This window comes from Sphingomonas sp. P2_B6 (assembly GCF_056404755.1).
Window position 1 is genome coordinate 103027 of the sequence record NZ_JBFUDK010000009.1, and the last position, 23799, is coordinate 126825.

At 67.6% G+C, this 23799-nt stretch carries 21 protein-coding genes and 2 riboswitches; of the genes, 19 read left to right on the forward strand and 2 right to left on the reverse strand.

What is annotated here, in order from left to right:
• Positions 1-15 precede the first annotated feature (15 nt).
• A riboswitch (cobalamin riboswitch) is annotated at positions 16-254 on the forward strand.
• A 282-nt stretch (positions 255-536) separates the two neighbouring features.
• The 4 genes from cobW to bluB are packed head-to-tail and all read left to right on the forward strand — an operon-like array spanning position 537 to position 6548.
• Positions 537-1571, forward strand: coding sequence for a cobalamin biosynthesis protein CobW (gene cobW, locus AC1DX5_RS14365; RefSeq protein WP_478016127.1), 1035 nt, complete (start codon positions 537-539; stop codon positions 1569-1571).
• A complete protein-coding gene (gene cobN / locus AC1DX5_RS14370) occupies positions 1571-5296 on the forward strand; it encodes a cobaltochelatase subunit CobN (RefSeq protein ID WP_478016128.1) in 3726 nt (1241 codons plus the stop codon). Before cobW ends, cobN begins: the two co-directional genes overlap by 1 nt.
• Positions 5293-5901, forward strand: coding sequence for a cob(I)yrinic acid a,c-diamide adenosyltransferase (gene cobO / locus AC1DX5_RS14375; protein WP_478016129.1), 609 nt, complete (start codon positions 5293-5295; stop codon positions 5899-5901). Before cobN ends, cobO begins: the two co-directional genes overlap by 4 nt.
• The gene (gene bluB, locus AC1DX5_RS14380; RefSeq protein WP_478016130.1) at positions 5898-6548 is read left to right on the forward strand and encodes a 5,6-dimethylbenzimidazole synthase; all 651 of its coding nucleotides are present in this window, start codon (positions 5898-5900) and stop codon (positions 6546-6548) included. Before cobO ends, bluB begins: the two co-directional genes overlap by 4 nt.
• Here bluB and AC1DX5_RS14385 read toward each other — a convergent pair.
• The gene (locus AC1DX5_RS14385; RefSeq protein ID WP_478016131.1) at positions 6535-7377 is read right to left on the reverse strand and encodes an ABC transporter substrate-binding protein; all 843 of its coding nucleotides are present in this window, start codon (positions 7375-7377) and stop codon (positions 6535-6537) included. The two genes, bluB and AC1DX5_RS14385, sit on opposite strands and share 14 nt — an antisense overlap.
• Positions 7378-7430: 53 nt before the next feature.
• Here AC1DX5_RS14385 and AC1DX5_RS14390 point away from each other — a divergent pair, with 53 nt between their 5' ends.
• From AC1DX5_RS14390 to AC1DX5_RS14460, 15 genes are all read left to right on the forward strand, one after another.
• Positions 7431-8423: a FecCD family ABC transporter permease gene (locus AC1DX5_RS14390; RefSeq protein WP_478016132.1), complete on the forward strand. Its 993-nt coding sequence runs from the start codon at positions 7431-7433 to the stop codon at positions 8421-8423.
• A complete protein-coding gene (locus AC1DX5_RS14395) occupies positions 8417-9193 on the forward strand; it encodes an ABC transporter ATP-binding protein (protein ID WP_478016133.1) in 777 nt (258 codons plus the stop codon). Before AC1DX5_RS14390 ends, AC1DX5_RS14395 begins: the two co-directional genes overlap by 7 nt.
• Positions 9190-9882 (forward strand): phytanoyl-CoA dioxygenase family protein, encoded by a 693-nt coding sequence (locus tag AC1DX5_RS14400; RefSeq protein ID WP_478016134.1) that lies wholly within the window; start codon positions 9190-9192, stop codon positions 9880-9882. Before AC1DX5_RS14395 ends, AC1DX5_RS14400 begins: the two co-directional genes overlap by 4 nt.
• 46 nt (positions 9883-9928) lie before the next feature.
• A riboswitch (cobalamin riboswitch) is annotated at positions 9929-10112 on the forward strand.
• A gap of 140 nt (positions 10113-10252) precedes the next feature.
• Positions 10253-12211: a TonB-dependent receptor plug domain-containing protein gene (locus AC1DX5_RS14405; RefSeq protein WP_478016135.1), complete on the forward strand. Its 1959-nt coding sequence runs from the start codon at positions 10253-10255 to the stop codon at positions 12209-12211.
• Positions 12211-12759, forward strand: coding sequence for a hypothetical protein (locus tag AC1DX5_RS14410; protein ID WP_478016136.1), 549 nt, complete (start codon positions 12211-12213; stop codon positions 12757-12759). The genes AC1DX5_RS14405 and AC1DX5_RS14410 overlap by 1 nt, the downstream gene beginning before the upstream one ends.
• Before the next feature lie 22 nt (positions 12760-12781).
• Positions 12782-13189, forward strand: a complete 408-nt coding sequence (locus tag AC1DX5_RS14415) for a DUF1636 domain-containing protein (RefSeq protein ID WP_465174219.1) — start codon at positions 12782-12784, stop codon at positions 13187-13189.
• A complete protein-coding gene (cobT, locus tag AC1DX5_RS14420) occupies positions 13186-14202 on the forward strand; it encodes a nicotinate-nucleotide--dimethylbenzimidazole phosphoribosyltransferase (RefSeq protein ID WP_478016137.1) in 1017 nt (338 codons plus the stop codon). Before AC1DX5_RS14415 ends, cobT begins: the two co-directional genes overlap by 4 nt.
• Positions 14199-14768: a histidine phosphatase family protein gene (locus AC1DX5_RS14425; protein ID WP_465174221.1), complete on the forward strand. Its 570-nt coding sequence runs from the start codon at positions 14199-14201 to the stop codon at positions 14766-14768. The genes cobT and AC1DX5_RS14425 overlap by 4 nt, the downstream gene beginning before the upstream one ends.
• Positions 14765-15484, forward strand: coding sequence for an adenosylcobinamide-GDP ribazoletransferase (locus tag AC1DX5_RS14430; protein ID WP_478016138.1), 720 nt, complete (start codon positions 14765-14767; stop codon positions 15482-15484). Before AC1DX5_RS14425 ends, AC1DX5_RS14430 begins: the two co-directional genes overlap by 4 nt.
• Entirely contained in the window at positions 15481-16452 is a 972-nt protein-coding gene (locus AC1DX5_RS14435; RefSeq protein ID WP_465174223.1) for an aminotransferase class I/II-fold pyridoxal phosphate-dependent enzyme, read from the forward strand. Before AC1DX5_RS14430 ends, AC1DX5_RS14435 begins: the two co-directional genes overlap by 4 nt.
• A complete protein-coding gene (cbiB, locus tag AC1DX5_RS14440) occupies positions 16445-17383 on the forward strand; it encodes an adenosylcobinamide-phosphate synthase CbiB (protein ID WP_478016139.1) in 939 nt (312 codons plus the stop codon). Before AC1DX5_RS14435 ends, cbiB begins: the two co-directional genes overlap by 8 nt.
• On the forward strand, positions 17371-18840 hold the full coding sequence (locus AC1DX5_RS14445; protein ID WP_465169838.1) for a cobyric acid synthase: 1470 nt from the start codon (positions 17371-17373) through the stop codon (positions 18838-18840). Before cbiB ends, AC1DX5_RS14445 begins: the two co-directional genes overlap by 13 nt.
• Positions 18837-19355 (forward strand): bifunctional adenosylcobinamide kinase/adenosylcobinamide-phosphate guanylyltransferase, encoded by a 519-nt coding sequence (gene cobU / locus AC1DX5_RS14450; RefSeq protein WP_478016140.1) that lies wholly within the window; start codon positions 18837-18839, stop codon positions 19353-19355. The genes AC1DX5_RS14445 and cobU overlap by 4 nt, the downstream gene beginning before the upstream one ends.
• 143 nt (positions 19356-19498) lie before the next feature.
• Complete coding sequence (locus AC1DX5_RS14455; protein WP_478016141.1) at positions 19499-20695, forward strand: DUF2252 family protein; 1197 nt, start codon at positions 19499-19501, stop codon at positions 20693-20695.
• Between the two features lie 30 nt (positions 20696-20725).
• Positions 20726-21292: a transcriptional regulator gene (locus AC1DX5_RS14460; RefSeq protein WP_465169841.1), complete on the forward strand. Its 567-nt coding sequence runs from the start codon at positions 20726-20728 to the stop codon at positions 21290-21292.
• Positions 21293-21392: 100 nt separating this feature from the next.
• On the opposite strand, the gene AC1DX5_RS14465 is transcribed toward AC1DX5_RS14460, so the two are convergent.
• Positions 21393-23708, reverse strand: coding sequence for a TonB-dependent receptor (locus tag AC1DX5_RS14465; protein ID WP_478016142.1), 2316 nt, complete (start codon positions 23706-23708; stop codon positions 21393-21395).
• Positions 23709-23799: the final 91 nt, after the last annotated feature.

The window sequence follows — 23799 nt, forward strand, 5'->3', positions numbered from 1 at the left end:
AACGGGGTTGCCCCCGCGCCTCGTGATCGCGCCGGTGCCCCGAAAGGGGCTTAATCGGGAATGCGGTGCGGGCGGCTTCGGCCGTCCAACTCCGCGGCTGTCCCTGCAACTGTAAGCGGCGAGCGCGATGCACACCGCCTCTCTTCGAGAGGCAAGCCACTGGGCCGATCACGCGCGAGCGCGAAGGCTTGGGAAGGCCGTGCATCAAGCTATGACCCGCGAGCCAGGAGACCTGCCAGCGCACCGGTCGCTCTTGCCCTGGTCCAGGGAATGGCCAAGGCACGGAACTCCGTCTGAGCGACGAACCATGCGGCTGGGGCCGCATCGGTGCATGGTGCCGGGTGCTTTTGGCGTCGGCCCGTCGTCGTGCATCGACCGCTCGCCCAGGCGAACGGCACGCCCCCGCCACCGATGTTGGTCATGACGCCTTCGCGGATCGCGCTGCGGCGCCTCGCCGCTGCGGGCGACGCAAGAGTTTCCCATTGGCGTGCGATCCATGATCGCGCACCTGTCGACGTCGAAGAAGGAGAAGCAGCGTGAGCAAAGTGCCCACTACCGTCATCACCGGATTTCTGGGGGCCGGCAAGACCACGCTGATCCGCCATCTGCTGGAGAATGCGCAGGGGCGTCGCATCGCGCTCGTGATCAACGAGTTCGGCGACGTCGGCGTCGATGGCGAGCTGCTCAAGGGCTGCAATGACGAGGCCTGCCCGGAAGATGACATCGTCGAGCTGGCCAATGGCTGCATCTGCTGCACCGTCGCCGACGACTTCCTGCCGACGATGCAGAAGCTACTCGACCGGCCCAACCCGCCCGAGCACATCATCATCGAGACCAGCGGGCTCGCGCTCCCCAAGCCGCTGGTCAAGGCGTTCCAATGGCCGGACATCCGCACCCGTGCGACCGTCGACGGCGTCATCGCGCTGATCGATGCCGATGCGGTCGCGGCCGGACGCTTCGCCACCGACGAGGCGGCACTGGCGGCGGCACGCGCGGCCGACCCCAATCTCGACCATGATTCGCCGCTGGAGGAGCTGTTCGAGGAGCAGCTCGGCTGTGCCGACATGGTCGTGCTCAACAAGACCGACCTGGTCGATGCCGAGACGCTTGCGCGGGTCGAGGCGCTGGTCGACGCGGAGACGCGGCCCGGCGTACGGATCGTGCGCGCCGATCACGGCGCGGTCGATATCGCCGCGTTGCTCGGCATCACCGCGGCAGCCGAGGACGATCTCGATTCGCGCAAGTCGCATATCGACGATGGCGAGGAGCATGATCACGACGATTTCGACAGCTTCGTCGCGACCGGCGGTGAAGTTGCCGATCTCGACGCGCTCGTCGCCCGGCTGGGCGAGGTCATCGCCAAACACGATGTACTGCGCGTCAAGGGCATGGTCGCGGTCGCGGGAAAGCCCAGCCGCCTCGTCATCCAGGCGGTCGGCCCGCGCGTCCAGCATTTCTTCGATCGCGCGTGGAAGCCCGAAGAAGCGCGCCGCACTCAGCTGGTGGTGATCGGCCAGAAGGGGCTGGACCGCGCGGGAATCGAAACCGAACTCGCGAGCGTCCTCGGCTGATGCATCTGCTGTCCGCCACGCCGGGGACGGTTTCGAACGGCGACGAGGCAATCGACCTCGACCAGTCGCCGGGCGATATCGTGTTCCTGACCGTGGCGGATAGCGAGCTGGCGTGTTTCGCGCGGGCGGCCGAGGCGCTGGGCGATGGCGCGCCGCGTATCCGGCTGGCGAACCTGCTCCAGCTCAAGCATCCCTATTCGGTCGATCTCTATGTCGAGAAGGTGATCGCGAAGGCGAAGTTCGTCTGCGTCGTCCTGCTCGGCGGCAAGGCCTATTGGCCCTATGGGATCGACGAGATCGCCGCGGTTGCCCGCGCGCACGGCATCGCCTTCGCCGCGATCGCCGATGGACGCGAGGACGATCCGGCGCTCGACGCCGCCTCGACCCTGCCGCCCGAGACCTGTGCCCGGCTGCGCGACTATCTGCGCCAGGGCGGGGTCGCCAACGCAATCGGTTTCCTGCGCACCGCCGCTCGCCTGATCGCCCGAGACATCGGCACACCCGACGATCCGGTTCCGGTTGCCGATGCGGGATTGTATGTGAAGGGGGTCGATCGCCCTGCCCTGGCCGATCTGCATGCGCGCTGGACCGAAGGACGGCCTGTCGCCCTGTTCGTCTTCTACCGCGCCCTGACTATCGCCGGCACGCTCGACGCGGTCGATGCCATGGTCGCCGAACTCGAGGCGCAGGGCCTGAACGTCGCCCCGGTCTATGTCCGGGCGCTGCGCGAACCGTTCGCGGTCGACTGGCTGCGCGGGCTGATTACGGAACTGCGGCCCGACGTCATCCTCAACGCCACCTCGTTCGCCGCATCGTCGCCGGGCGAGAACAGGATCGGCGGCGTACTGGAGACCGCGGACTGCGTGATCCTCCAGACCGTGTTCGCCGGTGTCGAGCAATCGGCCTGGACAGACTCCCCACGCGGTCTCGGCCCGCGCGATCTCGCGATGAACGTCGCGCTGCCCGAGATCGACGGCCGGCTGTTCAGCCGCGCGGTCGCGTTCAAGGCCGCCGAGCGGTTCGACGCGCGCACCGAATGCGGGATCATCGTGCCCAGGGTCGCACCGGACCGGGTCGCCTTCGTCGCCCGACTCGCCGCCAATTGGGCGAGGTTGCGCCGAACGCGGGCAGCGGAACGCCGGATCGCGCTGGTCCTCGCCAACTACCCCAATCGCGACGGCCGGATCGGCAACGGCGTCGGCCTCGACGCGCCAGCCAGCGCGGCGGCGATCCTCACCGCGCTCGGCGGCTCCGGCTACGCGATCGGCGAAGCGCCCACCGACGGTGCGGCCTTGATGGACACGATGGTGGCGGGCGTCACCAATGCGCTCGATTCGATCGACCGGCCGGGCGAGATCGCACTGGCGATCGCCGACTATGCCCAAGCCTTCGACGCTCTGCCCCAGGCCGTGCGCAACGCGGTGAGCGAGCGCTGGGGCGCAGCCGAGGCAGACCCGTTCGTGCGGGACGGTGCTTTCCGCCTCGCGGTGCACCGGTTCGGCAATATCGCGGTCGCGGTGCAGCCAGCGCGCGGCTATAATGTCGATCCCAAGGCGACCTATCACGATCCGGCATTGGTGCCGCCACACGCCTATCTCGCCTTCCATTTCTGGCTGAACCGGCATTTCGGCGCGCACGCGGTCGTCCATGTCGGCAAGCATGGCAATCTCGAATGGCTGCCGGGCAAGGCGCTGGCGCTGTCCGAGACCTGCTTCCCCGAGATCTGCGCGGGCCCGGTGCCGCAACTCTACCCGTTCATCGTCAACGATCCCGGTGAGGGCACCCAGGCCAAGCGCCGGATCGGCGCGGCGATCGTCGACCACCTCACCCCGCCACTGACCCGTGCGGAAAGCTATGGGCCGCTCAAGCAGCTCGAAGCGCTGGTCGACGAATATTATCTCGCCGCCGGCATGGACCCGCGCCGGATCGCGCATCTCAAGGGCGAGATTCTCAACCTCGCCCGCTCGCAGGGCCTCGATACCGATGCCGGCGCGGTCGGCGATGGCGACGATGCGCTCGCCGCGCTCGACAATTATCTGTGCGAGCTGAAGGAAATGCAGATCCGCGACGGGCTGCACATCTTCACCCGCTCGCCCGAAGGCCGGCTGCGCACTGACCTGCTGATCGCGCTGTCGCGCACCCCGCGCGGCTATGACAGTCCCGGCCAGGCCTCACTGCTGCGGTCGATGGCGGACGATCTGGGGCTCGGCTTCGATCCGCTCGATTGCATCATGGGCGATGTCTGGGCCGGACCGAAACCGGCGCCGCTTGCTGACATCTCGAATGACCTGTGGCGGACGTTCGGGGACACCGTCGAGCGCCTCGAACTGCTGGCGATCGCGCTGGTCGAGGGCATGGAAGCCCCGGGGCCCGCGTCGGCGACGGTATTGCAGGCCGTGCTCGGCGATCTCGCCGCGCGGGTCGACGCCTGTGGCGATGCTGAACAGTCCGCGCTGCTTGCCGGCCTCGATGCGCGCTTCATCGCGCCCGGCCCCTCGGGCGCTCCCACCCGGGGACGGCCCGACGTGCTGCCGACCGGGCGCAACTTCTATTCGGTCGATACACGCTCAGTCCCGACCGCGACCGCCTGGGATCTCGGCCAGCGCTCCGCGCAATTGCTGGTCGACGACTATCTTCAGCGCGAAGGTGCGTATCCCAGCGCCATGGCGCTCAGCGCGTGGGGCACTGCGAACATGCGCACCGGCGGCGACGACATCGCCCAGGCGCTGGCGCTGATGGGGGTACGGCCGCGCTGGGACTGGACCTCAGGCCGGGTAATCGGGTTCGAAATGATGACGGTGACCGAGCTCCGGCGCCCGCGCGTCGATGTCACCTTCCGCGTGTCGGGCTTCTTCCGCGACGCCTTCCCCGAGCAGATCGACCTGATCGACAGCGCGGCGCGCGCGGTGATGGCGCTCGACGAAAGCGACCATGACAATCCCGCCGCCGCGCGCCACCGGGCCGAGACGGCCAGGTTGATCGATCAGGGCGCCGAACCCAAGGCCGCAACGCTACGCGCCGGCTTCCGTGTATTCGGGTCGAAGCCCGGCGCCTATGGCGCGGGCCTCCAGGCGATGATCGACGAACGTCTGTGGCATAGCCGCGCCGATCTCGCCGACGTCTATCTCGACTGGGGCAGCTATGCCTATGGCGCCGGGGTCGAGGGGGATGCCGAGCGCGACCTGTTCGCCGAGCGCCTGACCCAGGCCGATGCCGTCGTGCAGAACCAGGACAATCGCGAGCACGACCTGCTCGACAGCGACGATTATTATCAGTTCGAGGGCGGCATCGCCGCAGCGGTCGAGCATCTCAAGGGAAGCAAGCCGCTCAGTTATCATAACGACCATAGCCGCCCCGAGCGCCCGGTCGTGCGCACGCTCGAGGACGAGATCGGACGCGTCGTCCGCGCCCGCGTCACCAATCCCAAATGGATCGCCGGGGTGATGCGCCACGGCTATAAGGGCGCCTTCGAGATCGCCGCGAGCGTCGACTATCTGTTCGCCTTCGCGGCCACCACCCATGCGGTGCGCGACCATCATTTCGACGCCGTCCATGCCGCCTTTATCGAGGACGAGGCCGTGCGCGGCTTCATGGCCGATGCGAACCCCGCGGCGCTGCGCGAGACGGCCAGCCGCCTCGCCGAGGCGCTGTCGCGTGGGCTATGGAAGCCCAAATCGAACAGCGCGGGCGTCCTGCTCGCCGAGCTAGCTGGAGAAACGTCATGAAGCAGCGCACCGACGAAGAGCACAAGGCCAAGATGGAGAAGGTCCAGGCGGCGCACGAGAAGAAGCTCGCCACCAAGACGATCGAGAAGGGCCTGATCATCGTCCATACCGGCCCGGGCAAGGGCAAGACCTCGGCCGCGCTCGGCATGGTCGTCCGCGCGATCGGGCACGGCATGAAGGTCGGCGTCGTCCAGTTCGTGAAGGGCGCGATGGCGACCGGCGAGAAGGCGGTGTTCGACCGCTTCCCCGAGCTGATCGAATTCAAGCCGATGGGCGAAGGCTTCACCTGGGACACGCAGGACCGCGCCCGCGATATCGCCGTCGCGCGCGAAGCCTGGGAGGAAGTGAAGCGCATGATCGCCGATCCGAGCTACCAGATGGTGCTGGCCGACGAGCTCAACATCGTGCTGCGCTACGATTATCTGCCGGTCGAGGAAGTGCTCGAGGTGCTCGCCGCCAAGCCCGAAAAGACCCATGTCATCATCACGGGCCGCAACGCCAAGCAGGAACTGATCGATGTGGCCGATCTCGTCACAGAGATGACCCTGGTGAAGCACCCGTTCCGCGAGCAGGGCGTGAGGGCGCAGGCCGGGATCGAGTTTTGATCGCCCACGCCGCGCCACCGCGTTTCGACGCAGCGTTTCTCGACCAGCTGGACAGCTTGATCGCCTGGCGCCGCGACGTGCGCCATTTCCGTACCGACGCCTTACCCGACGAGACCGTGCTGGCGCTGCTGGAGACCGCGCAACAGGCGCCGTCCGTGGGCAATGCGCAGCCCTGGCGCTTCGTGCGGGTGCACTCGCCGTCCCTGCGCGAGCGCCTGGCCGACCATGTCGATAGCGAGGCACACCGCGCGGGCGCGGGTTATGTGGACGGACGACGCGATGCCTATAGCGCGCTCAAGCTCCACGGCTTGCGCGAAGCGCCCGAAATCCTGGCCGTGTTCTGCGACGAGACGACGCAGGCCGGTCACGGGTTGGGCGCTGCAACGATGACGGAGACCCGCGCCTATTCGGTGGTGCTGGCGATCTACACGTTATGGCTCGCCGCCCGCGCCCGCGGGATCGGACTGGGCTGGGTGTCGATCCTCGATCCCAAATTCGTGGAACGGTTGCTCGAGGTCCCGGCGGGCTGGCGATTGATCGCCCTGCTCTGTCTCGGCCACCCCGTGGAGGATTCGCCCGTTCCCGAACTGGAGCGGCGCGGCTGGCAGGGACGCCTCGATTGGCGCGGCAATGTCAGTGTGCGCTGATCTGCTCCGCCATCGCGCGCGCCGCCTGAACATAGGCGGCGCTGCCGCACACCGTCCAGGCCTGGGGGATGCTGATCCGGGGAATGCCGGCCAGCGCAGGATGGTGCAGCATCTCGGTGCCCTGGTCGGTGACCGTGTCGGTAGCGCTTTCGACGATGAGGAAGTCGGGCTGGGCTGCGACCATCTCCTCGATGCGGACCTGCGCGAGCACCGGCTTGTGGAGCCTGCCCGCGAGGTTCACCAGTCCGACGCGCTTCATCAGGTCGTCGATCAGCGTGCCTGTGCCCGTCATGAAGCCACGGCGCTGGTAATAGGCGGCGACCTTGCCGGCACCGGGACGCGGAATCTTCGCGAGCTCGACGTCCATCTGCGCGATCATCGCCTCGCCACGCTCGGGATGCCCGACCGCTGCCGCTGCCTTGCGGATCGAGGCATAGATGTCCTCGAGCCTGTTGGCGGTCTTGAGGTCGAGCATATGGTAATGCTGCCCCTTGAGCACGCCCATCGCCGCGCTGCGCCGCGCCGGCATGCCGATCACAAGATCGGGATCGATCGCGAGCACCTGCTCCGCCGAGGTCGAGAGGATCGGAAGCCCCCGCGCCTTGGCCGCGCCCGCGGACATATTCTTGTCCGCCGCATTATGGGTGAGGCCGGCAATCTGATCGCGATCGGCCAGCGCGAGGACGAGCTGATCCGCGCAGAGGTTCAGCGAGACGATCCGCCTGGGCTTGCCCGACGGCGCAGGGTCCGTGCCCCCGCGCGCCCAAAGCCCGGCGCCGCCCAGGGCCAGCAACGGCAAGGCAAGCGCCACAAGTCTATTCCAGTGCATCACCGCTTCCATAGCGGCCGCGATCCTGCCAGCAAGCGCCTCAGAGTCCCCGCATGACCAATTCCCGCTCCCTTCTCCTCGCCGGCCTGATCGGTTTGACGCTGCTGGCCGCCATCGCCTCGCTCCTGCTCGGGCCGGTCAGCCTTTCCTTCCCCAGGATGCTGGCGGCCCTTGCCGGGCACGGCGACAAGATCGCGCATGCGATCCTGTTCGACCTGCGCGTGCCGCGCACGCTGCTCGGCCTCTCGGTCGGCGCGATGCTCGGGCTCGCAGGCGCGGCGCTGCAAGGCTATTTGCGCAATCCGCTCGCCGAACCCTCGGTGCTCGGCACCTCCAACGCCGCGGCGCTCGGCGCGGTCGCTGCGCTGTATTTCGGCCTGTCCGAGCTTCATCCAGCGATCCTGCCGTTGCTGGCGATACTGTGCGCGATGGTCTCGCTGATCCTGCTGTTCGTCCTTGCCGGCCGATCGGAAAGCCCGCTGACCCTGATCCTCGCCGGCATTGCGGTGGCGACGCTCGCCGGCGCCGGAATCAGCCTCGCGCTCAACCTCTCGGCCAATCCCTTCGCGGCGATGGAGATCATGACCTGGCTGCTCGGGAGCCTCGAGAACCGTTCATTCGAGCATGTCTGGATCGCCTTGCCCTGCATCGCGATCGGCATGGCGCTGCTGCTCTGGAACGGGCGCGCACTCGATGCGCTGACCCTGGGCGAAGATGGCGCGCAGGCGCTGGGCGTCGACCTCAAGCGCACGCGGCTGCGGCTGCTGCTGGGCACCGCGATCGGCGTCGGCGGCGCGGTGGCGGTCTCGGGCGCGATCGGATTCGTCGGGCTGATTGTCCCGCATCTCATCCGTCCGCTCACCGATCGCAGCCCCTCGGCGATCCTGCTGCCCTCGGCGATCGGCGGCGCGGCGCTGCTCACCCTCGCCGATCTCGCCGTTCGGCTGATCGCGACCTCCAACGAGCTCAAGCTGGGCGTGGTCACGGCGTTCCTCGGAGTTCCCGTCTTCCTTGTCCATCTGATGCGGGAGCGGCGCCTGTGGTGAGCATTCGCCTCGAACAGGTCGAGGTGAGTCTCGGCCGCCGGAGTGTCGTGCGCGGCGTGAGCGCCGAGCTGCAGCCCGGGACACTCACCGGCATCGTCGGCCCCAATGGTGCCGGCAAGTCGACCCTTGCGCGCGCGATGCTGGCTTTGGTGCCCTATTCCGGCCGGATCCTCGTCGAAGGCACGGACGCCGCATCGATGACGCGCGTCGAGCTCGCCCGACAGCTCGCCTATCTGCCGCAAGGCCAGACCCTGCACTGGCCACTGTCCGTCGAGCGGCTGGTCGGGCTCGGCCGCCTGCCGCATCTCGGTCCCATGTCGCGGATCGGGGCGCAGGACGCCGCCGCGATCGACCGCGCGATGGAACGGGCGGACGTGCTGTATCTGCGCGAGCGGGTCGCCACCGAACTTTCCGGCGGCGAGCGCGCCCGCGTCCTGCTCGCCCGCGCGCTCGCGGTGCAGGCGCCTGCGTTGATCGCGGACGAACCGCTCGCGAGCCTCGATCCCGGCCATCAGATCGATGTGATGGAGTTGCTCCGGGGCGAGGCCCGTGCCGGCGCCCTGGTGATTGCGGTGCTGCACGATCTCACCATGGCGGCGCGCTATTGCGACCGGCTGGTGCTGATCGATGGCGGCACGCTGGTCGGGGATGGCACGCCCGCCGAGGTGCTCACCCCGGCTAATCTCCGACAAGTCTATGGTATCGACGCGCGCGTCGAGCTGAGTGGCGACTGGCCGTCAATTACGACGCTGGGGCGGAGCAGGCCATGAGCGACGCGGCCTTCTACCGCGAGCAGGGATATGCGGCGATACCGCTGTTCGATCCCGCGCTGGTCGAAGCTGCCCAAGCGGACATCGCCGAGCATATCGACCGGGTCTCGCGCGCGCTCTATTTGCCTTTCGAGCAAAGCTGCCCCGATGCACCGCTCGACGAGCGGCTCGACCGGATCTTCGCGACCGACCAGAGCCAGGCCAATCTCCTGCGTATCGCGATCTGCACCGACGCGCATCGCGGGCCCCGGCTTCAGGCAATCGCCAATGATCCGCGCCTGCTCGCCCAGGCCGAGCGGATCAGCGAACGCTCCCTCTCCGGCTCGGTCGTTCGCGTGCGGGCGAGCATTGCGAGCTTTCCCGAGCATCGCCATGCCTGGCATTCCGATGTGGCGCGCGACGACGGCACCTCCTGTGGCAATGTCTGGACCACGGCGTGGATTCCGCTGAGCGACGCCGGACCCGACAATGGCGGACTCGAACTCATTCCCGGCCGCCGCCCGGAACCGCTTGCCCGCCTGACCGACAAGGGCTTCGAGATCCCCGACGAGGCGATCGCCGGCCTGCCCCGGCTCCAGCCCGAATGCCCGGCCGGTACCGTGTTGCTGCTCGACCGCTTCACCCCGCATCGTACCCTTCCCGCGGCCCGCGCGCGCTTCGCGCTGGTCGTCTGGATGAAAGCGGCCTGACCGCGACGCTGCACCGCAGCGATTGCCTTGGCCGTGCGCAATGGGTATGGCGCGCCTTGCGACAGGTTCCCCGGAGACGGGGATTAAAATGGGAACGGGAAGAACCCGGCTGCCCCTGCAACTGTAAGCGGCGAGCCACCGGCCATATGCCATTGGGAGCGATCCCGAGAAGGCGGCCGGACCGGCATAGACCCGCGAGCCAGGAGACCTGCCCGTCGCGGTCGTCCTTCGTGCGGACAGGGTGTTCCGGGCGGACGGGGGTAAACCCGAGCGACGACGATAACGACCGCGCGCGCGCGGCCGATGTCGCTTGCCTGGAACGGCTCGGCATCGGTCGCGCGACCCGCGGCACTGTCGAATAAGGGTTTGCATGTTGAAATTCGTTTTCCGCGTTACCGTCTCCATCGCTGCGCTCGGCGCGGCCTCCACCGCCTATGCCCAGCAAGCGCCGGCGCCCGACGCGGCCGCCGATGCGGACGCCGGCGAGATCGTCGTCACCGCCATGCGCGTCCCGACCCCGGCGGATCAGGTCGCCGCTTCGGTGACCGTGCTCGACAAGGCCGCGATCGACCGCAGCCAGGATATCGGCGTCAGCGAGTTGCTGCTGCGCACGCCTGGGGTGAGCATCTCGCGCAACGGCGGCTATGGCACCTCGACCTCGGTGCGCATCCGCGGCGCCGAGACCGACCAAACCGTGGTGGTGATCGACGGCGTCAAGCTCAACGACCCGTCCTCGACTGGCGGCGGCTATAATTTCGCCAATCTGCTGGTCGGCGACGCCTCGCGAATCGAAGTGCTGCGCGGCCCGCAGTCGATCCTGTGGGGCAGCCAGGCGATCGGCGGCGTGGTCAATGTCGTGACCGCGAGGCCGGAGAAGGCGCTGGAGGGAAGCTTCGATATCGAGACGGGTTCGCGCGAGACGGTCAGCGCGCGTGCCGCGATCGGCGGCAAGACCGGACCCGTTACCTGGCGGCTCGGCGGCCAGACCTTCACCACGGGTGGCATCTCCGCCATCGCTCCGGCGTTCGGTGGCAAGGAAGCGGACGGCTATACCAACCAAAACGTGTCGGCACGCGTAGAGGTCGCCGTGGCAAGCAACATCAGCCTCGATCTGCGTTCCTATTATTCGAGCGGCCGCACCGACATCGACGCAACGACCGGCGATACGCCCGAATATTCGCGCAACAAGGAATTCGTCGGCTATGCCGGCGCCAATATCGACCTGCTCGGTGGCCGGTTCCGCAACCGCTTCGGCTATGGCTACACCAACACCGATCGCGAAAACTACAATCCGAGTCGGGCGCGACCGCAGACCTTCGATGCTGCCGGCCGCAACGAGCGCCTCGAATATCAGGGCACCTTCGCGATCGCCAAGGGCTGGACCTTGCTCGCCGGTGCCGAGAATGAGCGCTCGCGTTTCCGCAGCGTGTCGCCGCCCGCATCGCTGGCCACGCCCGTGCCGGCGCCGGTAATCGGCAAGGCCGAGATCACCAGCTTCTATGCACAATTGAGCGCGCAGCCGTTCAAGGGGCTGACGCTGACCGGCGGTGTGCGCAACGATGATCACAGCCGCTTCGGCGGCAAGACGCTGTTCCAGGCCGGCGGCGTGCTCAACCTGGAGACCGGCACGACACTGCGCGCGAGCTATGGCGAAGGCTTCAAGGCGCCGACGCTCTATCAACTCTTCTCCGAGTTCGGGAACAGGACGCTCAACCCGGAACAGGCCCATGGCTGGGAGGCGAGTGTCGAGCAGCATCTGTTCGGCCGCCATGTCAGCTTCGGCGGGACCTATTTCGAGCGCAAGACCAGCGACCAGATCATCTTCAACAGCTGCACCGCCACGTCGACCCTGCCTTTGTGCTTCCAGCCCGGCTCGACGACCCGCCGCTCGGGCTATTACCAGAACGTCTCGCGCGCCGAGGCACACGGAATCGAGGCGCAGGCGGCAGCCAGCTTCGGCGCCTTCACAATCGACGGCAATTACAGCTGGACCGTGGCCGAGGACCGCTCGCCGGGCACCGCCACTTTCGGCAAATGGCTGCCGCGCCGGCCGCGCGACACCGCCAACGGCTCAGTCAGCTATCGCTTCCCGTTCGGCCTCACGACCGGCGCCGCGGTCCGCTGGTCGGGCAAGAGCTACGACAACGCGTCGAACGCGCAGGTGCTCGATCCCTACACGCTGGTCGATCTGCGCGCCGAATTCGAGGTCACGCCGCGGTTCAAGCTGTTCGCGCGCGCCGAGAATGTGTTCGACGAGCAATATATGACTACCTATCGCTACGGCACGCTCGGCCGCAGCATCTATGCCGGCATTCGGGGGAGGTTCTGATGACCAATGCGATTTCGGCCCGCAACGCCTCGACGCTCTGGATCGTGCTGCTGACCGTAGCGAGCACCGCGACCACGCTGGTGCTCGCCTGCGCAACGCCCTTTCCCGCGCTCGCGGCGCTCGCCGCAGTGCACATGCGCCAACGCGACGGCGTCGCCCTGATGCTGCTCGCCTGGCTCGCCAGCCAGGTCGTCGGCTTCACGCTGCTCCACTATCCGCATGATCCCAGGACGCTTGCCTGGGCTGCCGCGCTCGCCACCGCCGCCGTCGCGTCGGCGCTGGGCGCTTATGCGGCACTGCGGGCGGTCGAACGCGCGCCCGTGCTCGCTCGCCTGGCGGTCGCCTATGCCGCGGCATTCCTCTCCTTCAAGGCGGCCGTGCTGGTCTGGTCCTTCATCCTCGGCGGCGTCGCCACCACCCTCAATCCGGGCATCCTGCTCAACCAGCTGCTGCGCAACGGCGCGATCCTGGTCGGGCTCTACCTGCTCTATCGGGTGCTGGTTGCGCTCGGCGTGCCTGCACCGCGGCGCGGGGCGGCTGTCGCATGACCGTGAAGCAGGAGCGTGAGCGATGCTGACCCGTGTCGAGGACGGGCCGGCGGTCGTCGCCTGCAACACCTGCAGGCATTCGACCGAAGCGCGCGAGGATGCCGAGGGCGTGCGCGGCGGCCAGAAGCTGGTCGCGGCGCTCCGCGCGGTGAAGGAAGGCGATCCTCGTTATGCCGGTGTCGCGGTGCAGGAGATGCCGTGCCTGTTCGCATGCCAGGACTTCTGTACCGTCCATCTGCGCGCACCCAGCAAGGTCGGCTATGTGCTCGGCCGCTTCACGCCTGACGAGGTCGCGGCGCGCGCGATCCTCGACTATGCCGTCGAATATGCCGCGAGCGAGCATGGCCGTGTGCCGTTCAAGAATTGGCCACAGGGCGTGAAGGGCCATTTCATCACCCGCACCCCGCCTCCGGGATTCGTTGCCGAATGACCCCATTTCCCTCTCCTGCCGCCTTCCGCGCCGCGCTCGCCGCCCTCTCCTCGCCCGACGAGAATGCTATCGCAGCGGCTCGTGCCCGACAGGCCGAGCTGACCAAGCCCGCGGGTTCGCTCGGCCGGCTCGAAGAGCTCGCGGTCTTTGTCGCGGGCTGGCACGGCAATTCCCGCCCGCGGATCGATCGAGCGCGCGCCGCAATCTTCGCCGGCAATCACGGGGTGACGGTGCACGGGGTCAGCGCTTTTCCCCCAAGCGTCACCGCACAGATGGTCGCGAATTTCCAGACCGGTGGCGCTGCGATCAACGCGCTCTCCCAGGCCTCGGGGCTCGAACTCCAGGTAACCGGGCTCGACCTCGACACGCCGACTGCGGATTTCACGGTCGCGCCGGCAATGACCGAGGCAGAATGCCTCGCGGCGCTGAATGTCGGCGCCGTGAATGTCGCCGAAGATCTCGATCTGCTCACGGTCGGTGAGATGGGTATCGGCAACTCGACCGCCGCCGCGGCGCTCAGCGCGCGCAGCTTCGGCGGTGCCGTCGCCGACTGGGTCGGCCCGGGTACGGGGGTCGATGCCGAAGGCATCGCCCGCAAGATCCGCATTGTCGAAGCTGCCCTCGCCTTTCACGCCGACGCGCCAGGCGATGCGTTCGAGACGCTGCGCCGGGTCGGTGGGCGCGAGATCGTCGCGATCGCGGGTGCCGTGCTGCGCGCCCGCCAACTCAGCGTCCCGGTGGTGCTCGACGGCTTCATCAGCAGTTCCGCGATCGCGCCGCTTGCAGCTGACAACCGGGCGATCACCGCGCATTGCATCGCCGGCCATTGCTCGGCCGAGCCCGGCCATGCCCGGTTGCTGGCGACGCTCGGGCTCGACCCGATCTTGTCGCTCGGCATGCGGCTCGGCGAAGGAAGCGGCGCAGCAGTCGCCGTCAGCGTGATCCGTGCCGCGCTCGCCGCGCACGACCAGATGGCGACCTTCGCCGAAGCCCAGGTCTCCGCCTCGCTGTGAATCCCTTCGCGCTCCATCTGCTGCGCCATGGCGCCCCGGCCCAGCCGGGCAGGCTGATGGGACGCACGGACGAAGCATCGACACCCGAGGGCATCGCCGCGTGCGTCGATCAGGCGAGTGACCTGGGCCTGGAACGTCTGGTAACCTCCGACCTTCAGCGCGCGCACTGTGCCGCCAATGCGATCGCGCGCATAAGCGGGGTTGCAGCCGCGATCGATCCGCGCTGGCGCGAGCTTGATTTCGGCGACTGGGACGGCAAGGCGGCGATCGACGTCGATGCCGCCGCACTCGGCCGCTTCTGGGAAGACCCCGACGCCAATCCCCCGCCCGGCGGCGAGCGCTGGTCGGCCCTGGTCGCGCGGGTCGGGGGGGCCCTTGGCGCGCTGGAGCCGGCCACCACTCTCGTGGTGACGCATGGCGGCGCGATCCGCGCGGCGCTGCACCTGTTGTGCGGCTTCGAACAGCGCCAGCTCTGGGCGTTCGACCTTCCGTATAACGTGCTCGTCTCGCTCCGGGTGTGGCCGGGCGAACAGCCGAGCGCACAGATAGTGGGGGTCTACCCGTGAAGGGGCTGATCATCGCGATCCAGTTCCTGACGCGTCTGCCAACGCCGCGCCTCTCGGTCAGCAGCGAAGAGTTCGCTGCGTCGATGCGCTGGTTCCCGGCGGTCGGCCTCCTCGTCGGCGTCATCGTCGCCGGCGGTGCCCGGGCCGGCGCACGCGTCGATCCCTGGACGGGTGCGCTGCTCGGGCTCGCGCTGTGGGTCTTCGTTACCGGCGCGCTGCATCTCGACGGCCTCGGCGACGTCACCGATGCCTGCGGAGCGGCGCACAAGGACCGCGAGCGCGTCCTCGCCGTGCTCGCCGATCCGCGTCTCGGCAGCTTTGGTGCCGTGGCGATCGGCGTCCAGCTCCTCGCCAAGCTGGTGCTGTTGCACGGGCTGGTCGATCTCGGCGCCTGGCCGGCAATTGCGCTGGTGCCGTTCGCAGCGCGGATCGGCCCGCTGCTCTGGTCGCGCTGGCTGCCCGATCTTCATTCCGGCCTCGCCTCGCGCTTCCGCAATGTGGTTCGGCCGATCGACTTCGCGATCTGGGGCCTGCTCCTGCTGGTCGCAGCCTGGGCCTCCCCGAGTCTGGTAGCGACGCCGCTGCTCCTGTTCGGCTGGGGCGCCTGGATCCGCGCCAGACTCGGCGGAATTTCGGGCGACGGCCATGGCGCGGGGATCGAGATCACCGAAAGCAGCTTGCTGCTCGCCGCCCTCATCCTGGCGAAGCTCCTATGAGTATGAGCTGGACCTGGCATGGCGGCGGACTCGAAGCGGCGCGGCGGCATTTCGGCGGGAGCGACTGGCTCGACCTTTCTACGGGCATCAACCCGCGTCCCTGGCCTGTCGTGAATGCGCCTGCGATCGACTGGCAGCGCCTCCCCGAGGCCCATGCGCTCGCCGAGCTCGAAGCCGCCGCGGCGGCCAGCTTCGGCCTCGATCCGCGCCATGTCTGCGCGGTGCCGGGCACCGAGGTTGGCCTTCGCCTCGCCGGTAGCCTGATCGGCGGCCCGGCCCGCTCTCTCGGACCGACCTACCGCACGCATGGTGAGATGATCGCCGGCACGCCGATCGCGCTCGATGATCTAGATGCCCATGACGGGACGCTCATCCTGGCCAATCCCAACAACCCTGATGGCCGCGTGCTCGCGCCCGACCGCCTGGTCGAACTGTCCGACCACCGCGCGGACGCCGCATGGTTGCTGCTCGATGAAGCCTTTGCCGATGTCGATCCGGCGCTCAGCATCGCCGGTGCGATCACCGACGCACGCCGGCTCGTCATCTTCCGTTCCTTCGGCAAGTTCTTCGGCCTTGCCGGGGTGCGGCTCGGTTTCGTGCTCGGGCCTGCCGGGCTCATCGCGAAAGTCCGCAGCTCGCTGGGCGCCTGGCCGGTATCCGCCGCGGCAATCACGATCGGCACCGCCGCCTATCGCGACGCGGCGTGGATTGCCGAGACCCGTACCCAGCTGAAACAGGATGCCGCCGCGCTCGACGCGGTGCTCGCCAGGGCCGGGTACGAGACTATCGGCGCCTGTCCGCTGTTCCGCCTCATCAACGCTGCGGACGGCATGCAGCTGTTCGAGCAGCTCGCCTGCCACGCTATCCTTACCCGCCCTTTCGCCGACCAGCCGCAATGGCTGCGCATCGGCCTCCCGACGACCGACGACGCACTGGCGCGGCTGGAAGTGGCGCTCGGCCGTGGCTGAACCGGTGACGCTCGCTGCGCTGGCACTGGATGCGGCGATTGGGTGGCCGGGCGCACTCTATGCCCGTATCGGCCACCCGGTCGGCTTCTTCGCCTGGCTGATCCAGGCCTGCGAGAGACGCTGGAACCGGGATGAACGCAGCTTCGAGATCCGACGCCTGCTTGGCATTGCGACCGTCCTGCTCCTGATCGTCCCGATTGGCGGAGCGTCCTGGATCGCTCAGCACCTGCTGCTGAGCCATCTCGGCGCCTGGGGCTGGCTTGCGGTGGCCCTGCTCGCCTGGCCCGCTTTGGCCCAACGCAGCCTGTTCGACCATGTCCGTCCGGTCGCCGCAGCGCTTTCCGCAGGCGACATGCCCCGCGCCCGCCAGGCCGTCGGCAGGATCGTCGGCCGCGACACCGCGGCCCTGGACGAGACCGGCGTGGCCCGCGCCGCGATCGAAAGCCTCGCCGAGAGCTTCTGCGACGGGGTTACCGCGCCCTTTTTCTGGCTGCTGCTGTTCGGCCTGCCCGGCGTCTGGGTCTACAAGGCGATCAACACCGCCGACTCGATGATCGGGCACCGCGAGGAACGCTGGCGCGCGTTCGGCTGGGCGGCGGCACGCACCGACGATCTGCTCAACCTGATCCCCGCCCGTCTCTCAGGCGTGCTGCTCTGCATCGCCGGTGCCGGCGGCTGGCGGACGCTGTGGCGCGATTCCGCCCAGCACGCCTCGCCCAATGCCGGTTGGCCCGAAGCGGCGATGGCCGGCGCGCTGGGGCTGCGCCTCGCAGGCCCGATCGCCTATGACGGCGTGATGCACGACAAGCCCTGGATCGGCGACGGACGCGTTGACGCGAACACGCGCGACATCACCCGCGCGCTCGCAATCTATGGGCGGGCGTGCCTCCTTCTCTGGCTGATCGCGGGAGGCGTCGCATGGGCGCTCTGATGCTCCAGGGCACCGGCTCGGACGTCGGCAAGTCAGTGCTGGTCGCGGGCCTCTGCCGCGCCTTCGCCAATCGCGGGCTCAGCGTCCGTCCGTTCAAGCCCCAGAACATGTCGAACAATGCGGCGGTGACGGCCGACGGCGGCGAGATTGGCCGCGCGCAGGCACTGCAGGCCATCGCCTGCCGGGTCGAGCCGCACACCGACATGAATCCGGTGCTGCTCAAGCCCCAGGCCGACCGCACCTCGCAGCTCATCGTCCACGGCCAGGTTCGTGGGGTCCTGCGCGCCGGCAACTTCCGCGAAGCGCGCGGGCAATTGCTCGGCGAAGTGCTGGCGAGCTACCGGCGCCTCAGCGAAGCATGCGACGTCATTGTCGTGGAAGGCGCCGGTTCCCCTGCCGAGATCAACCTGCGCGCCGGCGATATCGCCAATATGGGCTTCGCCCGCGCCGCCAACGTGCCGGTGGTACTGGTCGGCGATATCGACCGCGGCGGCGTGATCGCCTCGATCGTCGGCACTCGCGCAGTCATCGACCCGGAGGATGCCGCGATGATCCGCGGTTTCCTGATCAACAAGTTCCGCGGCGACCCTGCCCTGTTCGAAGACGGCTATCGCGAGATCGAGAAACGCTCGGGCTGGCGCGGGTTCGGGATCGTGCCCTGGATTGCCGCCACCGCACGGCTCCCGAGCGAGGACGCGGTGGTCCTGGAACGCGCCGCCGCTCGCATCGCGGGACGCAGGATCGTGGCCTGCCCGATTTTGCCGCGCATCTCCAATTTCGACGATCTGGATCCGCTCAAGCTCGAGCCCGGCATCGAACTGGTCATGGTCCCGCCGGGCAAGCCGATCCCGGCCGAGGCTGCGCTGGTGATCCTGCCCGGCTCCAAGGCGACGATCGCCGACCTTGCCTTTCTGCGCGCCCAGGGCTGGGACATCGACATATTCGGCCATCATCGCCGCGGCGGCATGATCCTGGGGCTCTGCGGTGGCTACCAGATGCTTGGACGCAGCGTCGCCGATCCGCTCGGCATCGAAGGACCCGCCTCCAGCGTGGAGGGGCTCGGCATGCTCGACGTCGCCACCAGCCTCTCCCCCGCCAAGGTGCTGCGCCATGTCCGCGGCGAGGCGCTCGGCGCACCCGTCGAAGGATATGAGATGCATATGGGGCTGACCGAGGGCCCCGATGCCGCTCGATCCTTCGCCCGTCTCGACGACGGCGCGCCCGACGGTGCGATCAGCCGGGACGGCAGCGTGATCGGCACCTATCTGCACGGGCTGCTGGCCACGGCGGAGCTGCGCCATGCCCTGCTCGCGCAGCTGAACGTGGCTGGCGCGGGCATCGACTATGCCGGCGATGTCGATGCGGCGCTGGACGAGATCGCCGCCGAACTCGAACGCCATATCGATATCGACGCGCTGCTGCGTCTCGCCGTCACGCCGGAGCCTTTACCGCAATGACCTCGACCAGCCTCTTCGTCCTTGGCGGCGCTCGCTCCGGCAAGAGCCGCTATGCGCAGCAGCGCGCGGAGGCGATCGACGGGCGGCACGTCTATATTGCCACGGCCGAAGCCTGGGACGACGAGATGCGCGACTGCATCGCCCGCCATCGTGCCGACCGGGACGCGCGCTGGGAGACGGTGGACGCACCGCGCGAACTGGCTGCGGCGATCGATGCGCAGTCGGGCCCGGGAAGCGTTGTCCTGGTCGACTGCCTCACCCTATGGCTGACGAACATCATGCTGGCAGATGAGGGAATCGACGCTGCGACGGACACGCTTTGCGCCTCGATCATCAGGTTCGACGGGCATCTCATCCTTGTCTCCAACGAGGTCGGGCTCGGCATCGTGCCCGATAATGCGCTGGCCCGCCGGTTCCGCGACGCGGCCGGGCGCGTGAACCAGGCGGTCGCGGCCGCCGCTCAGGAAGTCGTGTTCATCGCAGCCGGCCTCCCGATGCCGCTGAAGCGACCGTAGAATCGCGCCGCCACTTGCTTGAACGTCAGGCTTGGGAGACCGCCGCATCTCATCACGCAGCACTATGCAGGTCGCAGGCGACATTATTGTTGCTGGCGCGTTGCTGCACTCTGTGCAGGTGTTACTGTGTCGAAGGAGCGTCGATGAACTCGATTACCGATGGAAGGCTGGACACACTCGAACGCAGCCGCGCGCTCAAGATGGCACGATCCACTCACGCCTTTGTGCGCGGGAACACTGTCAAATTCTACGAATGGCTAGCCCAGTCGCGCGCGGCACGCCGGCTTCCCAAGGGGCCCGCGATCTGGATCTGCGGCGACTGCCATCTCGGCAATCTGGGTCCGGTCGCCGATGCGGACGGGGGCGTTGCGGTCCAGGTCCGCGATCTCGACCAAAGCGTCATCGGCAATCCGGCGCACGACCTCATCCGACTCGGCCTGAGCCTGGCGACTGCGGCGCGGGGGTCGGACCTGCCAGGCGTCACCACGGCGCGGATGATCGAGGAAATGGTGGAAGGCTATACGCATGCCATGGCAGAAGGCGATGCAGACTTGGCGCCAGAGCCGAATATCATCCGGGCCGTGCGGCGCCGAGCGCTTGGGCGCCGCTGGCGCCATCTCGCCGACGAACGGCTAAGCGACGTCGAGCCTCGCCTGCCGCTCGGTCGAAAATTCTGGGCGCTGGAAGACGAGGAGCGCGCGKCGCTTGACACCCTGTTCCGGGAGCCGTCGGTCATCGCCATGATCCTGTCGCTCAACCGGCGCGAGGACGGGCACCATGTGCGCCTGGTCGACGCCGCCTATTGGAAGAAGGGCTGCAGTTCGCTTGGCAATCTACGCTTCGCCGCGCTGGTCGCGATCGGCGGCTCGAAAAAAGCCCCCACGGAATATGCCCTGATCGACCTCAAGGAGGCAGTCGCCGCAGCGGCGCCTGCCGCCAGAGATGCCGACATGCCGCGCGATCATGCGGTGCGCGTGGTGACGGGGGCCGCAGCCCTGGCACCCAATCTGGGCGAGCGCATGCTGGCGACGAGATTGCTCGGCACGCCGATGGTGTTGCGCGAACTCCTTCCGCAGGACCTGAAGCTGGAGATCGAACAATTCTCCAGCAGCGAAGCGACACGGGCCGCGCGCTATCTCGCCTATGTCGTCGGGGTCGCGCATGCGCGCCAAATGGACAGGTCGGCGCGGGCGCACTGGGCCGATGCCATCGGCCGGCGCCAGAGTGGCAGCATAGATGCGCCGACCTGGTTGTGGGACAGCGTCGTCGATCTCACCGCGAGCCATGAGGCAGGTTATCTCGAGCATTGCCGCCGTTATGCGCTTGCCCAGGCGGCCTGAGCACCCCGGCCGAGCCGTGCGCGTGCGCCGATGAAGGTCTTCCTCGACTTCGAAGCGTCCTCTCTCGGCAGGAAGAGCGTGCCGATCGAAGTGGCGTGGGTATTCGAGGATGGCCGATCCGCCGATTACCTGATCCGACCCGCCCCCGGATGGGACGACTGGGATCGGAGCGCCGAGGCGATCCACCAGATCGATCGCGCGGCCCTGATCCGTTGCGGCTGGGCTCACGACATCGTTGCCGCGACGATGATCGACCAGCTGACCGGTCACGATCTGTTTGCCAGCGCGCCCTCCTGGGATGGCAAATGGCTGAGCGCGCTACTCCGAGCGGCCGGCTATCCACGGCACAGCTTGCGGCTTCGCGACACGGACGACGCGATCCGGGAAACGGCTGCCGCGATCCTTGGAGGCTTCGGGCCGCCGGAGCAACGCGCCTCAGCCTTGGACACCCTAGTCCAATCCATGGCTGTTCTCCCGCCTCATACGGCGCGCGCTCACCGCGCGCTCCCCGACGCCAAGGAAGAGCATCAGCGTTGGCTCGCGGCGCGGGACGCCGCGCGGCATTTGGCCATGGCGTGGCCAGACGGCCGCATGTGATCCGCGCGCTGGCAGAGGAGTAATCAATCTCGTGGAGCCGTCACGCTGTGGAGGCGGTGTTCCCGATCCACACCGCCCCACCGCACTCTGCCCGCTGAGCTCAGAAGTCCTTGCGCAGCAATAGACCCGCATAGCGCTGATCATCCCGGGGAACGAAGCGCGCGGTGCCGGCGGCGCTGCCATTGCCGAGGAAGCTCGAATAATGCGTGTTCGTGATATTCTTCACATAGGCCCGCACCTGCCAGCCCGAGCTGCCGGACAGGACGGCGACGCTGGCGTTCCAGATCGCAACCGATGGCTCGATCGTGTTCTTCGTTTCCGACAATGAATATTGCGTCTTGCTGCGGAACGAGAGGTCGCTCTGGAGTTCGAGGTTGAGCGTATCCGTCACGGGGAAGCGATAGGCGGCGTTGCCGTAGAGCTTCACCTTGGGAGCGAACGGCAGGGGCTGGCCGTTGATGTTGCAGCTGACCGCGGCGCCGACCGGGCAGTTGAAATTCACTACCTTGGCGTCCGTATAGGCAGCCGACAGATCGACCGTGAAGCCCTTGGTCGGCCGGAGTGTCACGTCGGCCTCGGCGCCGCGCGAACGGACCGAACCGGCATTGATCAGCCGCGTGACCTGCAGCCCGCCGACCGTATCGGCGAAGTTCGCCTGATAACCCTCGAAGCTGGTCGAATAGACCGCCAGGGCGTAGCTCAAGCTGCGGTCAGACGTGTTGCCCTTGATGCCAGCTTCGTAGGAGTTCGAGGTTTCGGGCTGGAGCGGTACTTCATCGAGTGGCAGCACCGCCGTGCCGACAAGCTGCGAGCGCATGTTGAAATAGACGTTGTAGCCCGGCCCCTTATAGCCGCGCGAATAGGTGAAATAGGTCTGCGCGTTCTCGCCCAGGTCGAGCTGTAGACCAAGCCGGTAGCTGTCGCCGCGCCGGCTCGTCGAGCCGGTCGCGTTATGATAGCCGCGAATGCCGGGCCGATCGACCGCCGGCGCCGCGGCCCCGAGATTGGTCGGATCGTTGGTCGACGTCCGGACATGGTAGAAATCGACATCGTCCCAGGTCGAACGATAGCCGGCGATGCCGCGGAAGAAGCTGGTGAAGTTGACGTTGGCCTCACCGAACAGCGCGTAATTGTCGTTGGTCACGCCGTAATTGGCGATGCCCACCGTGGTGAGCGGCCCGGGCAGGGTCGTGATCGTCCGCTGATAGCGCTCATCGGTATCGGCGTGGAGATAATAGGCGCCGAGCACATAGTCGATGAGGCCCTGCTTGGGCGAGGTGAGCCGCAGTTCCTGCGAGAACTGGCGGGAATTCACATCGCCGAAATCCTCGCCCTGCGGGAAGCCGACCGCGAGCGTCGAGATGCCGTCGAAATCCTGATGCTGATGGTTCAGCCATTTGCGATAGGCCGTGATCGAGGTGACATGATAGTCGCCGAGCGCGAGTTCGCCGGTAAGCGATGCGCCGAAATTCTTGTCGCGGACGTCCGAATCGAAAGACGAGGAGATGGTGCGGTTGTCGCGCGACGGCACAACCCCGGCGCCCGCCAGCAGCCCAGCCAGAGCCGCGGAGTTGGTGACGACGTTGGTCGGATAGGCCGTCTGCGAGGTCGATGCGTAGATCGCGGTCGGCACGGTATCACGCGACTGGAGATAATCCCCGACGACCGTGAATTTCAGATCGTCGTTCGGGGTGAAAATCAGCTTGCCGCGGCCGCCATAGCGTTCGAACCCGTTCACGTCATGACCAGTGGCCAGGTTGCGGACATTCCCGTCCCATTTGGTGTAGAGGCCACCGATCAGGGCGAGCAGCTTGCCCGGGATGAGCGCGCCCGAGACACCAGCTTTCAGCCGATATTCCTCGTCGGTCGTGAGACCCGCCTCGCCGAACGCGCTGAACTGCTCGGTCGGATTGCGCGTGACGATGTTGACGACGCCGGCCGACGCGTTCTTGCCGAACAGCGTGCCCTGCGGCCCGCGCAGCACCTCGACCCGCTCGACTTCACCCAGATCCAGCGTCGACTGGCCCGGACGCGTCAGCACGACACCGTCGAGCACGGTCGATACCGATGGCTCGACACCGGGCGAGGTGGTGATGGTGCCGACGCCGCGGATAAAGACGGTACGATCCTTGTTCGAGGCGCCCGCGCGAAACTCGACCGAGGGGACCGAGGTCGCGATCGACTGGAGATTGTTCAGCTGGCGCTCGGCAAGCGATTCTCCGCTGATCGCGGTGATGGCGATCGGCACGTCCTTGACCGCTTCCGAACGATACCGCGCCGTCACGACGATATCGTCGCTCTTCGCCTCTTCGACGGCGGCAGGCGCTTCGGACTGGGCCCACGCCATTGCCGGCACCAGAGCGCCGCTCGTCGCGAGCAATGTGAAGGCGATGAATTTCGAACGCTGGCTGGTCATCGATCTACCCCTTTTTTTGGACTCTGTCGGCGGCTATTACCCTACCTATTTAGTGGGAGAAGAAAGTTTTCCTTCCCTCGCCTGTAGCGGC

What these genes read in the sequence shown, in the direction of transcription:
- cobN (WP_478016128.1), top strand. Translation starts at nt 1,571, where the DNA reads ATGCATCTGCTGTCCGCCACGCCGGGGACGGTTTCGAACGGCGACGAG.
- cobO (WP_478016129.1), top strand. Translation starts at nt 5,293, where the DNA reads ATGAAGCAGCGCACCGACGAAGAGCACAAGGCCAAGATGGAGAAGGTC.
- AC1DX5_RS14385 (WP_478016131.1), bottom strand. Translation starts at nt 7,377, where the DNA reads ATGCACTGGAATAGACTTGTGGCGCTTGCCTTGCCGTTGCTGGCCCTG.
- AC1DX5_RS14390 (WP_478016132.1), top strand. Translation starts at nt 7,431, where the DNA reads ATGACCAATTCCCGCTCCCTTCTCCTCGCCGGCCTGATCGGTTTGACG.
- AC1DX5_RS14400 (WP_478016134.1), top strand. Translation starts at nt 9,190, where the DNA reads ATGAGCGACGCGGCCTTCTACCGCGAGCAGGGATATGCGGCGATACCG.
- AC1DX5_RS14405 (WP_478016135.1), top strand. Translation starts at nt 10,253, where the DNA reads ATGTTGAAATTCGTTTTCCGCGTTACCGTCTCCATCGCTGCGCTCGGC.
- AC1DX5_RS14410 (WP_478016136.1), top strand. Translation starts at nt 12,211, where the DNA reads ATGACCAATGCGATTTCGGCCCGCAACGCCTCGACGCTCTGGATCGTG.
- AC1DX5_RS14415 (WP_465174219.1), top strand. Translation starts at nt 12,782, where the DNA reads ATGCTGACCCGTGTCGAGGACGGGCCGGCGGTCGTCGCCTGCAACACC.
- cobT (WP_478016137.1), top strand. Translation starts at nt 13,186, where the DNA reads ATGACCCCATTTCCCTCTCCTGCCGCCTTCCGCGCCGCGCTCGCCGCC.
- AC1DX5_RS14435 (WP_465174223.1), top strand. Translation starts at nt 15,481, where the DNA reads ATGAGTATGAGCTGGACCTGGCATGGCGGCGGACTCGAAGCGGCGCGG.
- AC1DX5_RS14445 (WP_465169838.1), top strand. Translation starts at nt 17,371, where the DNA reads ATGGGCGCTCTGATGCTCCAGGGCACCGGCTCGGACGTCGGCAAGTCA.
- cobU (WP_478016140.1), top strand. Translation starts at nt 18,837, where the DNA reads ATGACCTCGACCAGCCTCTTCGTCCTTGGCGGCGCTCGCTCCGGCAAG.
- AC1DX5_RS14460 (WP_465169841.1), top strand. Translation starts at nt 20,726, where the DNA reads ATGAAGGTCTTCCTCGACTTCGAAGCGTCCTCTCTCGGCAGGAAGAGC.
- AC1DX5_RS14465 (WP_478016142.1), bottom strand. Translation starts at nt 23,708, where the DNA reads ATGACCAGCCAGCGTTCGAAATTCATCGCCTTCACATTGCTCGCGACG.